The following is a 13,454-nucleotide window of genomic DNA, read 5'->3' as shown; positions in this document are numbered from 1 at the left end:
TGGAAACAAAAATTTCTATCATTTACGAAAATTACTTTTAATCTTTTGCAAAAGCGTTTTTGCAGGTACGTGTTCGTGGTATCCATTGCCATAGCTTCCATAGCCGTAGCCATAACCGTTGCCGTAACCATAGCCATAACCTTTTCCGGCTTTTTCTTGGTAATCATTCAATACCAAACTTATGTGTTTCACTTCGCCGGTTTTGTACTTTTCATTTACGAAGGTGAACATATTTTTCTGCGTATAGTTATGCCGAACCAAATAGATGGTGGCATCTGCAAGCTTCGTCAGTTCCAATGAGTCCGCTACCAATCCCATCGGTGGGGAATCCAGAATAATGTAATCGTATTCTTCTTTTAAGCTATCAATAAGCAGTTCCATTCGTTCGCCCATCAACAATTCTGAAGGATTTGGAGGGATGGGTCCTGCCGTTATCACATCAAGATAATCCACTTCGGTTTTTTGGATTATTTGTTCTAGAGAAGCATCATTTATAAGATAATTTACAACACCCACTGCGTTATCAATTCCAAAATCATCAAATATTTTCGGCTTACGAAGATCAAGTCCTACTAAAACTGTTCGCTTCTCACTAAGCGCAAAAACAGAAGCTATATTAATGGAACAGAATGTTTTTCCCTCTCCACTTACGGAAGAAGTAATCAAGACCGTCTTCGCACCTTCAATCCCCTGCTTTCTATATATAAATTGGAGGCTGGAACGCAGAGCCCTAAAAGATTCAGCAATAGCGGATTTTGGCTTGGTAATCACGGCAAGATTGGAATCTATATGGCTTTTACCGATAACGCCAAGCAGCGGTATGGAAGTGATGCGCTCGAGTTCCTTAACCGAGCCAATCTTTGTATCAAAAAACACGCGTACAAATACGAATAGAAACGGAATAAGGCTGCCAAATAGAAGCGCCATCATATAATTGAGCTTGGTATTGGGGCCCACTTGCCCGCCTCCGGTATCCTTCGCTGAGTCGATAACCATCACATCGCTCACATTCGCCGCCTTTACCAATCCTGCCTCGCTACGCTTCGAAAGAAATAAATTATAGGATCCTTGGCTCAAATTATACCTGCGCTCAATCTTCAATAAATCCTGTTGTTCCTTCGGCAAACCGCGTATCTCACTTTCATACCTACCTATATCCCTATTAATTGCGTTGAGATCATCGGTTTTCAGACTTTTGGAGGAGCGAATATTCTCAAGCAACACATTCTTCACCGCATCAATTTGCCTATCAATATCGGCAAAAACGGGCGCGCCATCCTTAAAGGAATAGCGAAGTTTATTCCGCTCTTCCGAAAGTTGGATAATTCGCCCCACACCACTCACAATACTGGATTCTGAAATCCCCGCTACTGATGGCGCAGGAACATCGCGATAGTCTGAACGGCTCGTCAGGTAATTCTGTAGCGTATTATAGTAATTCAGCTCCCGGTTCACGGCTTCCTTCCGCAGATCGAGTTCACTCAGTTTCGTATTTATTTCTGAACCTTCACTTTCAAGATTGAAAATGGCATTCTTGTTTTTGAATTGGTTCAATTCATCCTCTACCGTGGACAGTTCCGCAGATTTCATGGCGAGACTGCTATCTATAAAACGAATGGTTTTGGTAGCGAAAAGATTCTTTCGGTCCAGCATATCTTGGCTTAAAACCTCAACCGAAGTATTCAGGTAATCAACCAACTTTGCCTTGTTATTTCCCGTAAGGCGCATCCGTAAAACGGAAGAGCCCTTGCTTTCCGGGTCTACCCGAATTCCCAAATATTGCCTTACCGTGCCGTCATAATTCTTGAGAACAATATAGTATGGCGTGCCAGGATTTCCCATAAAATCTGGGTTGGGCATAAAAGTTCCACTGAAAAACGGCAGATTGATCTTCTGCCCCATTTTATATTGCTTCGAAAATTCGCCTGCCTCCACAAATACCGAAGTCTTTTCTTTTGAAGCATAATTAAAAAGCGGGACTGCGCCTTCAGTAAACGTTGCGCTCAACGTAAAATTCACGGAATCCCTAAATACTACCTGTAATTGTTTGCCTTGAATCTGTGGCTTCGTGGTGTCTATTTCAACAAAAAATGGTGTTTGTTTATAGGCATCAACCTGTTGATATTCCCCATCTTTAAGGTAATCCACATAATATTGAAGCCGTTCCACCACCTTTTCATTATGCGATCGCGATTTCAAGGTAATAATCGCAGTATTTACCTTATCCGTTGTTCCGCCCCAATTAAAGGTAAGGCTGGTATTGCTGGTGAAAAACGGGTTTTGGTCATCCTTTATGGAGACCATATTTTCCATTTGGTAAATAGGAAGTTTCCGAACGTTTATGTAGTAGGCAATTCCAAAAGCAATGGCTAGAGATATGAGAAAAAGCGGCCAATACCGAAGCAACCGGAATAAAAATCCCCTAAAATCAAAAGTAGATACGGGTTCGTTTATTTCAAAATCTTCACTCATTTTCTAAAGCCTTGTAAAAAGAAGAATACTTGTGGTTATGGCTGAAAATATGGCCAGTATGGTTGTAAAGGATTGCAGTCCCGTGGTTCCCGTTCCTAATGATTTTTGCGGTAGTGGATTAATCAATATAAGATCGTTCGGTTTCACAAAATAATATGGGGAATTCATCGCCTCCAGTTTCGTTAAATCGATGTGATGCACTTTTTGACCCGCAGGATATTGACGAATGATTACCACATCGCTCCTATCGCCGGTCAATGTAATGTCGCCGCTATTGGCAATGGCCTCCATAATACTTACCTGATCGCGATAGATAATATTCGAGCCCGGACTACCTATTTCGCCATTAATTGTGTACCGAATTCCCGCCAATTTTACCGTAACGAAAACATTTGCTTCCGGTTTAAAGTAATCACGCAAAAGTATTTCCTGCACCTTTTCCCGAACCTCATCTACCGTATATCCCAAAACGTTCAATTCGCCTATGCTGGGAATGCGGATATTACCATGGTCATCCACCACAAAACCGTCCCAGTACAGCCGTTCCTCGCCCGTCGCACTTGGAAGCGCATCGTTAATGGGGTTAAAAATACCCACCGTCTCCTGGTCCAGCGCCTTAACGCGAATACTTAAAAGATCATTTATTTGAAGTCGGTACGGCTCCTGCCTTTTTCGAAGAATCGCAAGGGTATCCGTGGTGGACGTATCTTCCTGCAAATAGGTAAGTTGTTTGGTGGAAATACAGGAAGTACCGCAAAGGGCAATCAGCAATAAAAGCAATAGATACTTCAAATCCATAAAGTAGGTAGGGTTGTTAACGCACAAATATAAAGGAACATAACAAATAATGAAACATATTTTCTGATCCTTTAGTATATGGAATTATGTTGTCAACTTAATCATTATTTAATATTCAAATAACGCTGAGGGTTTGTGTGCTTTTTACTTTCGGCAATTGTTTAAGCCCATCAAAACTGCATACCATAATGTTTCAAACCAAAAAAATTAAAATAGCTTCTGTTCTCGCCATTTCCATTTTCGCGTTATTTCTTTATTCATTTTCTTCATCCCAAGATCAATTAATTGAACTAAGTTATTTGCAACGGCAGACTGCGGCTTTCAATAAACAAGTAGCAATGCTGCAAAAAGTTGCGGAGGATTTCAAATTGGGAAAAACTGATCAGGAATCGGTTCAAAAAGTGGTTAGCGAAACACGCATGCAGTATAAAAAGATTGAATTTTTTGTTTCATTCCGCTATCCGGAATATGCAAATGAACACTTCAATGGCGCGCCGCTATTACATATAGAACGTGAAAATACAAGGCCTACCGTGCTCGATCCGGAAGGGTTGCAAACGATGGATGAGCTTGTTTTTTCAGAAGAAGCTTTTGAGGAACGCACCAAAATTTCGGCTTTGGCAACTAAATTAATTGCTACCTATAGTTTGCTTTACGCCTCGTTTCCCAAAAACAAGAATACTTTTGAAAATGACATTGCCGCAATGCGCCTTCAATTGGTACGGATTTACTCAATGGGCATCACAGGATTTGACACGCCCGGGTCGCTAAATGCGCTTCCCGAAGCCCAATCTTCCCTCATCGGCCTAAAAGATTATTTTTCTGAAAACTATCAAAACAACACAATTGTTTCCCTCTTTGATGGCGCCATTGAAGCGCTTGAAAATGAAAATTCCTTTGAGGATTTTGATAGATTATCATTTCTGAAAAAATTCATCGATCCACTTTACAAAAATCTGGGGCAACTTCAATCTTCATCAAATACCGTCTTTATTGAAAATACGATGTCTTGGAATCCCAAGAGCATTTCCATTTTTGCCGAGGATTTTTTGAATCCTTATTTCTTTACGGGCCTCAAAAAGGAAGAGGACAATGCACGTTTGAGAGCATTGGGGGAAGATTTATTTTATGATGAAACCATTAGCAATAACGGTGCTTTGAGTTGCGTGAGCTGCCACAATCCAAACAAGGCTTTTACGGATAACCTTCCTAAGTCTGCAAGCAGTATTCAAGGAGAAACGGTGCTTCGCAATGCACCCACTTTGTTGAATTCCGCTTATGCAGACCGCTATTTTTATGATTTGCGCGCCTTTACGCTGGAACAACAGGCGGAGCACGTAATTTTCAATGAAAATGAATTTAATACAGCATATAGCGATATTCTGAAAAAGTTGAATACGGATGAAACGTATGCGAAGAAATTTAAATCCGTTTTTGGGAAGGGTGAAATCACGCGCGAACGATTCTCAAAAGCGCTTGCTTCATACGTTCTTTCCCTAAAATCCTGGAACAGCAAATTTGATACATACGTTCGTAATGAATCCAATGATTTTTCTTCCGAAGAAAAAAATGGGTTTAATCTATTTATGGGAAAGGCAAGTTGCGCCACTTGCCATTTTGTGCCCACCTTTTCCGGACTGGTCCCGCCATTTTACAGTGAAAATGAATCTGAAATATTGGGTGTTTTGAAAAATCCGAATTCAGAAATAAAAGAATTGGATACGGATGAGGGCAGAGTTGCCAACCAAATTATAAGTGAAGAGGCCTGGATTTATGAAAAATCCTTTAAAACCAACACGGTTAGAAATGTAGAATTCACTGCACCCTACTTTCATAACGGAGCCTATGGAACCTTGGAAGAAGTAATTGATTTTTATAACGAGGGCGGTGGCGCAGGAATTGGACTGCAAGTGCTGAACCAAACTTTGGCACCGGACAAACTCAATTTGACCGATATAGAAAAAAAGGAATTGATAGCCTTTATGAAAACGTTAAGTGACACTTCATCTTACAAAAAATAACATTGGCGGCATAACTCCTTAATTCCCAAAGAAAGAGGTTTTATTCTTCCAAAAAAAATCAGTTTTACGCTTAAAGGTTTAGTAACCTAAGTAACACAGCATTTACCCAAGGTTAAAATAGGGGTCACTAAAAGGAAAAGTGCCATGGATACTTTTACAGCACAAATTCATAAAACCTTTTAAACCACTAAAAATGAAGAAAAAATTCCTATTAGTAAGTTTATTCATGTCCGTTCTCACGGGTTTTGGTCTACAAGCTGAAACGGCAATGGATGCTCCAAAAAGCGCTGCGTGCGCGATGGAGACTTCCGAAAATCTGGCAGTGAATGGCGTATTTCCCATTCCTGCAAATAGCAACTGGAAATACAATGACACGGGTGTTGACTTGGGCACCTCTTGGAAAGATGTAAGTTTTAATGACAGCGCTTGGGCTTCCGGGAATGGTGCTTTTGGTTACGGTGATCCAGTGACCACCACGCTTTCTTTTGGTCCAAATTCCCAGAATAAATATCCTACGTATTATTTCAGAAATACTTTTGAAATAACCGATGCTTCGCAATACAGCGACCTTATATTCGATGTTCGCCGTGATGATGGCGTAGTGGTATATGTGAACGGAACGGAGGCCTTCCGTATGAATATGCCTGGTGGAACCGTTACTTATAATACGTTTGCTTCTTCAACCGTTGGCGGTTCAGATGAAACAACTTACTTTCAGCAAGCCACCGCAAATTTGCTTCAAAATGGTACCAATGTTATAGCGGTTGAGCTTCACCAAGCTACCGCAAATAGTAGCGATTTAAGTTTTGATATGGCCGTAGGTTTCACTCCGGTTTTGCCTCCGCTGGACCCAACTCCGTTTCCGGTGGCAAAGGATAGCCGCTGGAGATATTTGGACAATGGGACAAGTCTTGACAATGTAAACTGGGCTGAGCTTTCCTACGATAATTCCTCTTGGGCCAATGGCCACGGGACTTTGGGTTACGGCGATCCCGTGAATACCACCATTTCATTTGGGCCTAATTCCTCAAATAAATACATAACCTATTATTTCACAAAAGATATTATTGTAGACCTTGCCAACACAGCAGATTTTGTTGACTTCGGAATAAAAAGAGATGACGGTGCTATCGTTTATGTGAATGGTGTAGAGGTTTTCCGCGATAATATGCCTGCGGAACCAACTGATTATTTAACAACTTCTTCAACAATTATTGATGGCATCAACGAGAATATTTACTTCACTCAGCAATTGCCGAAAAGTATATTCGTAAATGGTATAAACCGAATTGCCGTTGAAATACACAACCGCGATGGCCAAAGCTCTGACCTTCGTTTTGATATGTTTATAAAAAATGCTGAAGATCTTTCAATTGATTGTACAGATGAACACATAGGATGCTTCACTTCGATTGTACCCACTGGGCAAACCCCGAATTTGATTATCCCAACCGAACATAACTTTCAGCAAATATTGAAACAAGGCTCTGCTTACAGCATTGGCGGCGGAACAGTTCCCGGAAACCACGATTTTACAGGGTATGTTCCTGTTAATGGAAGCAGCGAGCTTGGTCATTTATCTGTTAACCATGAAAACAATCCCGGAGGCGTTTCCATACTTGATATGCATCTTGACACTGCAACCAACCTTTGGGTAGTGGATGACAGCCAAGCTGTGGATATGTATAATTCTGCTCTTGTAACCACCATAAGAAATTGCTCCGGCGGAATCTCTCCTTGGGGAACAGTAATTACTGCCGAAGAAAACACAAGTGCCGGTGATGTAAATGGAGACGGCTATCAAGATGTGGGCTGGCTTGTTGAAATTGATCCTGTAACTGCACAAGTAAAGGATTACGGCAACGGACAGGAAAAACTTTGGGCTATGGGACGTATGAATCACGAAAACGTAGTAGTTTCTGCTGACGGTTCAACCGCTTACTACGGTGAAGATGGCGGAACGGATTGCGTTTACAAATTTGTGGCAGATACGCCCGGCGACCTTACTTCAGGTACTGTATATGTTTTGAAATTGGATTTACCGCTTTCAGGCAATGATCCAAGTTCGGCAACTGCTACTTGGGTTCAAGTTCCAAATACAACACAAGCAGATAGAAACAATATTTCATCGGTTGCGGGAGCCCTTGGCGGAACCAACTTTAACGGTGTGGAAGATTGCGAAATCAACCCAATAACCGGAAAAATTTATTTCACTTCAAAAGGAAAAGATCGTGTGTACAGATTTAAGGATGACGGAAACACAATCTCAGAATTTGAAACATTTGTAGGCGGAAGGTCTTATGATGTTACTACAGACCAAGGTGTATTCACAGAGCCTTGGAGCGATGGTAACGATAACCTTACTTTTGATGACCGCGGAAACCTTTGGGTGCTTCAGGATGGTGGCCTTAACTACATTTGGGTAGTTCGTCCAGACCATACACAGAGCAACCCAAATGTATTGATCCATAGTTCCATGCCTGCAGGCTCTGAACCTACTGGACTTACTTTTTCTCCAGATTACAAATACGGATTTTTCTCGGTACAGCACCCAAGTGGCAATAATGACCCACAACAAGATGCCACTTTGAACAATGTGACTTTTGACGCTTCGGCAACGGTTATTTTTGCGCTTCGCAACCAAATTGGAATTCAAGCACCGGTTGCAGATTTTGCGGCAGATGATACCATTATTACGGAAGGTGAAACTATAACGTATTCAGATTTAAGTTTGAATACACCAGATTCTTGGACTTGGACTTTTGAGGGCGGAACTCCTGCAACCTCTACAGATCAAAATCCAGTAGTTACCTACAGCACTCCAGGTGTTTATGATGTTTCGCTGGTAGTTTCAAACGTTGCGGGCACCAGCGCTGAAGAAACAAAGGTAGAATACATAACCGTTGAAGAGATATTGGGAGTAAACGAAAACGCCTTGGAAAATCTGGCACTGTATCCAAACCCAACCCAAGGACAGGTAACGCTGGAGTTGAGCGCTGCAGATGCTGGCAAGATCATCAAAATTGAACTGTATGATATTTTAGGAAGAAATCTATACAATACGGATGCTGAGACCATTGGCGGAAACCAAAAATTGGAATTGGATCTTTCAAGATTTACTTCAAATAGCGATGTTTTGATAATGAAAATTGAAATTGATGGCAAAGTAGGCCAATTCAAAATATTGACAAGCAAATAATACTTGCTGAAAAAAGTATTGGCAATTAAAAAGTAGCACTATTTCTATGTCTGGTCGAGCGGAGTCGAGACCTGCTTTCGCAACAAGAACATGAAGTTCTCGACTGCGCTCGAACGGACATAAATGCTACTTTTTAGTTGCCTTTTTCAATTTAAAATAAATACTATTAAATTTTTAAAAATGACCTATTCCCCAAAAAAACGTATTCTTAAAATCATTCTTTTTCTCGGTATTTCCTTTGTAATTTATTCATCGGCCTCGGCGCAAAACGGAAACCCAATGGAGGCACCCATCTATGGAAGCGTCCAGATGGCTTTGGAAAAAGATAAAAATGCAACCCAACTAAATTTTCGTGATAGGCACGTTTTTGAAGTACCGGATTCCATTGCGCAACTTAAAAAATTGGTATTTCTGAATTTAATGGGAAACAATCTTGAAATGCTCAATGAAGAAATTTTCAAATTAAAAAAGCTGGAAGTGCTCAATTTGATGTTGAATTCATTGAAATATATTCCAAAAGATATTGACAATCTCAAACAATTGATTCGGTTGAACCTTTCAAACAATGAAATCGCGGAAATTCCCGAAGAAATAAGCAAATTGAAGGATTTGCGCTTTTTGCACCTTTCCTATAATTACATAACCGCACTCCCGGAAACCATCAACAAATGCAAAAGTCTGGAAGTTTTGGAATTGGACAACAATCAATTGAGCTACGTACCAAATTCTTTTTTTGAACTGAAAAATCTGAAATCACTTGATTTGGGCTATAACCAATTCAACGAATTCAACGAAGGTTGGGCACAGCTGAAAAATTTGGAAGAGTTGAATATGGAATACAACCAACTGCATCAACTTCCAAGGGAAATTGGTACTTTTCAAAACCTGAAATCATTGATTTTGAACGACAACAAACTGAAATCCCTACCCGAAGAAGTTTCAAACCTGGAGGAACTTGAATTGTTGATTGCTTCAAACAATCAAATAGAAAAGATGCCAAAGAATTTGGAAAAACTTCAAAATCTAAAAACATTGATTTTGAAAGGAAATCCCATTTCAGCTTCTGAAAAAAAAAGAATTGAAAGTCTGTTGCCCAATTGCAACATTTATTTTTGATTTTTCCTGTAAGGTTTCCAAAACCCTCCTGCAAGGTTTTCAAAACCTTGTAGGTATTACCTTTGAAAACCTACAAGGTCAAAAAAAAAACCTTGCAGGAAGTTCTTCATCAAAAAAAGACCTTGCAGAAAGTTCTTCATAGAACATTTACCCTACTTTTGCCGAAAATATAACCTGTGAATTACCTTTCAGTAGAAAATATCTCCAAATCCTTTGGGATGCGGGTCTTGTTTGAAAATATTTCCTTTGGGATAAATGAAGGACAGAAGATTGGTTTCGTCGCCAAGAATGGAACCGGAAAAACCTCGCTTTTAAATATTATCGCAGGAAACGATGCCGCCGATACCGGAAATGTCGTTTTTAGAAAAGGCTTAAAAACGGCATACCTGCCACAGGAGCCAGATTTAAATCCGGCACTTACAATTGAGCAAACAATATTTTCTTCAGACAATCCTATTTTGAAAATCATTGAAAATTACGAGCACGCCATTGAAAATCCCAATGATTCTGAAGCCTACCAAAAAGCCTTTGACGCAATGGATGCACACAACGCTTGGGATTTTGAAACACGGTATAAGCAAATTCTTTTCAAACTGAAACTGGAAAATCTGCACGCGAAAGTGGGAAGTTTAAGTGGCGGACAGAAAAAACGCCTCGCTTTGGCAAATGCGCTTCTCACCACACCAGATTTGCTTATAATGGATGAGCCCACCAACCATCTGGATCTAGAAATGATCGAATGGCTGGAAAATCTTTTTGCAAAAGAAAATTTTACCCTATTTATGGTCACGCACGACCGCTATTTTCTGGAGCGCGTATGCAATGAAATTGTAGAATTGGATGAAGGAGTTTTGTACAGTTACAAGGGCAATTACAGTTATTATCTCGAAAAACGTGATGCCAGAATAGAAAACGAGGCAACGGAAACGGGAAAGGCAAAACAACTTTTTAAGAAAGAACTGGAATGGATGCGCCGCCAGCCCAAAGCGCGAACCACCAAAAGCAAAAGCCGAATTGACGATTTCCACGAAATAAAAGAACGCGCCAGCAAGCGCAGGAACGACCATCAAGTACAACTGGAACTGAATATGGAACGAATGGGTACCAAGGTTGTTGAATTCCACAATGTTTCGAAATCGTTTGGGGAGAAGAAAATGCTGGAAAAGTTTGAATATAATTTCAATCGAGGTGAGCGCGTGGGTATCATCGGAAAAAACGGTACGGGAAAATCCACCTTTTTGAATATCCTTACCGGAGCGCTAAAACCGGATTCCGGGAAAGTGATTGTGGGCGAAACGGTGCAGTTTGGCTATTACACACAAGCGGGAATCAATATTAAAGAGGGCCAGAAAGTAATTGATGTAATACGTGAATACGGCGATTATATTCCGCTGAAAAAAGGCAGGCAGATTTCTGCCTCGCAACTTTTGGAACGCTTTCTTTTTGATCCAAAAAAGCAGTACGATTTTGTTGAAAAATTAAGCGGTGGTGAACGCAAACGGCTTTATTTATGTACGGTTTTGATTAAAAATCCGAACTTTTTAATACTCGATGAGCCCACGAATGACCTCGATATTGTTACGCTGAACGTTTTGGAAAGTTTTCTGTTGGATTTTCCTGGCTGTCTTTTAGTAGTGAGCCACGACCGCTATTTTATGGACAAAATTGTGGACCATCTTTTTGTATTCCGCGGCAATGCCCAAGTGGAAGATTTTCCTGGAAATTACAGTGATTTCCGAACGTATGAAGACAGCAATATTCAGGAAAAGCGGGAAGCCAGTGAAGCGGCACCAAAAGTAAAGAATGATTGGAAGCAAAATCAGACCTCAACAAATACGCTAAGCTATAACGAGCAGAAAGAGTACCAAAAACTGGAAAAGGAAATTGCAAATCTGGAAGCCGAGCTCGAGACACTTCAAAATAAATTTGCCACCGAAAATTGGGACGGTGCCGAAATTGACAAACAGTCCATAAAACTTCAGGAAATTATGGATAAAATTGAAGCAAAGGAAGAACGCTGGTTTGAGTTGTCTGCGAAAATGGAGGAATAGTTGATGGTTGATGGTTGATGGTTGATGGTTGATGGTTGATGGTTGATGGTTGATGGTTGATGGTTGATGGTTGATGGTTGATGGTTGATGGAAAATATACTTTTCGCTCTTCGCTAATTCCTTTTCGCTGTAACTTTGAATCTTTAACTTTAAGCTTTCAATTTATTAATGATCCATCAATCAAAAAGCTACATAAAATTTATCCGCCTCTCGAAAAATAGGCACGGTGTGCATTCACCTTTTGTGTACAGTTTGGTGACCAAATGTTTCAACGATAAAAGAAAATATCCGGAATACGAAATTTTAAAATCGCACCGCAAAGCCTTACGCAGCGATCCCTCTACATTTGAAATGACAGATTTTGGTCAGGGCTCGCGTGTTTTCAAAGGCAATGCGCGCAAGGTTTCAGCTGTTGTAAAAAATGCCGGAATGCGGAAGAAAAGGCAAAAATTATTATTTCGGTTGGCGCGCTATTTTAAGAGTGAAACTGTTTTGGAATTGGGAACATCGCTCGGTTTGGGAACCGTTGCCCTTTCACTTGCAAATGAATTTTCATCTATACAAACCGTTGAAGGCTGCCCGAATACATTAAAAAAAGCACAGCAATATTTCGAAAAATTCAACCTTCACAATATTGAAATTCAACAAAGGTTATTCAGTGATTTTCTTTCCGAGACCCGAAGTGAAGGGACTGAAAAATTCGATTTAATTTTCATTGATGGCGACCACAACGGACAACGCACTTTGGAATATTTCAATTCACTTTTGAAAAACATCCACAATGATTCGGTGATTATTTTTGACGATATATATTGGAGCAATGGTATGACGGAAGCCTGGAAGCAAATAATAGCAAATGAAAAAGTAACGGTAAGCATTGATACCTTTCAATGGGGTTTGGTTTTTTTCAGAAAAGAACAAAAGAAGGAGCATTTTGTGATACGTATTTGAAATATTACGGCAACCACTTCTTATCAAAATTAGGCTTCCGTTTTTCCAAAAATGCATCGCGGCCTTCTTTTGCTTCATCGGTCATATATGCCAGTCGAGTGGCTTCACCAGCAAAAACCTGTTGGCCTACCATCCCGTCGTCGGTTAGGTTCATTGCAAATTTCAACATTTTGATGGAAGTTGGACTTTTTGCCAAAATTTCCTGAGCCCACTGAAAGGCTGTATTTTCCAATTCTGCGTGCGGAACGACGGCATTTACCATTCCCATTTCAAAGGCTTCTTGGGCGCTATAATTTCTTCCGAGGAAGAAGATTTCACGCGCTTTCTTCTGCCCTACCATCTTAGCCAAGTACGCGCTTCCGTAGCCGCCGTCAAAACTTGTAACATCAGCATCGGTCTGCTTGAAAATGGCGTGTTCCTTGCTTGCCAATGTGAGATCGCAAACCACGTGTAGACTGTGCCCACCCCCCACGGCCCAACCTGGAACTACACAAATGACGGCTTTTGGCATAAAGCGTATAAGCCTTTGCACATCAAGAATATTCAAACGGTGGTATCCGTCATCTCCCACATAACCTTGGTGCCCACGTGCTTTTTGGTCACCTCCGCTGCAAAAACTATAAACGCCATCCTTTGGGGACGGTCCTTCGGCGGATAATAAAACAACACCAATTGAGGTATCCTCCTGCGCATCGTGAAAAGCATCCAAAAGATCGGCAGTTGTTTTGGGTCTAAATGCGTTGCGTACCTCAGGTCTGTTGAATGCAATACGCGCTACGCCATCAGCCTTTTTGTAGGTAATATCTGTATATTGTTTTGCAGTTTTCCAATTGGGTGTAGACATAA

General features: G+C 40.7%; 8 protein-coding genes. 5 read left to right on the top strand and 3 right to left on the bottom strand.

Annotated features, from left to right (window positions below):
* Nucleotides 1-18: 18 nt before the first annotated feature.
* Entirely contained in the window at nt 19-2,472 is a 2,454-nt protein-coding gene (locus tag KIV10_RS12360; protein ID WP_214114191.1) for a polysaccharide biosynthesis tyrosine autokinase, read from the bottom strand.
* 3 nt (nt 2,473-2,475) lie between these two features.
* Nucleotides 2,476-3,270 carry a polysaccharide biosynthesis/export family protein gene (locus tag KIV10_RS12355; RefSeq protein WP_214114189.1) on the bottom strand — a complete coding sequence of 265 codons (795 nt, stop codon included), beginning with the start codon at nt 3,268-3,270 and terminating at the stop codon, nt 2,476-2,478.
* A 188-nt stretch (nt 3,271-3,458) separates the two neighbouring features.
* Between KIV10_RS12355 and KIV10_RS12350 the strand changes: the two genes are divergently transcribed.
* The 5 genes from KIV10_RS12350 to KIV10_RS12330 all read left to right on the top strand — a co-directional run bounded on the left by KIV10_RS12350 (nt 3,459) and on the right by KIV10_RS12330 (nt 12,608).
* Complete coding sequence (locus KIV10_RS12350; protein WP_214114187.1) at nt 3,459-5,291, top strand: cytochrome-c peroxidase; 1,833 nt, start codon at nt 3,459-3,461, stop codon at nt 5,289-5,291.
* A gap of 193 nt (nt 5,292-5,484) precedes the next feature.
* Complete coding sequence (locus tag KIV10_RS12345) at nt 5,485-8,490, top strand: alkaline phosphatase PhoX (RefSeq protein ID WP_214114185.1); 3,006 nt, start codon at nt 5,485-5,487, stop codon at nt 8,488-8,490.
* A 180-nt stretch (nt 8,491-8,670) separates the two neighbouring features.
* Nucleotides 8,671-9,606, top strand: a complete 936-nt coding sequence (locus tag KIV10_RS12340; protein ID WP_214114183.1) for a leucine-rich repeat domain-containing protein — start codon at nt 8,671-8,673, stop codon at nt 9,604-9,606.
* Between the two features lie 176 nt (nt 9,607-9,782).
* On the top strand, nt 9,783-11,657 hold the full coding sequence (locus KIV10_RS12335; protein ID WP_214114182.1) for an ABC-F family ATP-binding cassette domain-containing protein: 1,875 nt from the start codon (nt 9,783-9,785) through the stop codon (nt 11,655-11,657).
* 168 nt (nt 11,658-11,825) lie between these two features.
* On the top strand, nt 11,826-12,608 hold the full coding sequence (locus KIV10_RS12330; RefSeq protein ID WP_214114180.1) for an O-methyltransferase: 783 nt from the start codon (nt 11,826-11,828) through the stop codon (nt 12,606-12,608).
* A 4-nt stretch (nt 12,609-12,612) separates the two neighbouring features.
* Here the strand turns inward: KIV10_RS12330 and KIV10_RS12325 are convergent, their stop codons facing one another.
* A complete protein-coding gene (locus tag KIV10_RS12325) occupies nt 12,613-13,452 on the bottom strand; it encodes a 1,4-dihydroxy-2-naphthoyl-CoA synthase (protein ID WP_214114178.1) in 840 nt (279 codons plus the stop codon).
* Nucleotides 13,453-13,454 lie beyond the last annotated feature (2 nt).

The sequence above is a fragment of the Aequorivita echinoideorum genome (assembly GCF_018476645.1).
Taxonomy (GTDB): domain Bacteria; phylum Bacteroidota; class Bacteroidia; order Flavobacteriales; family Flavobacteriaceae; genus Aequorivita; species Aequorivita echinoideorum.
The sequence above is the reverse complement of the archived record's forward strand: the minus strand, read 5'-3'. Positions and strand labels throughout refer to the sequence as shown.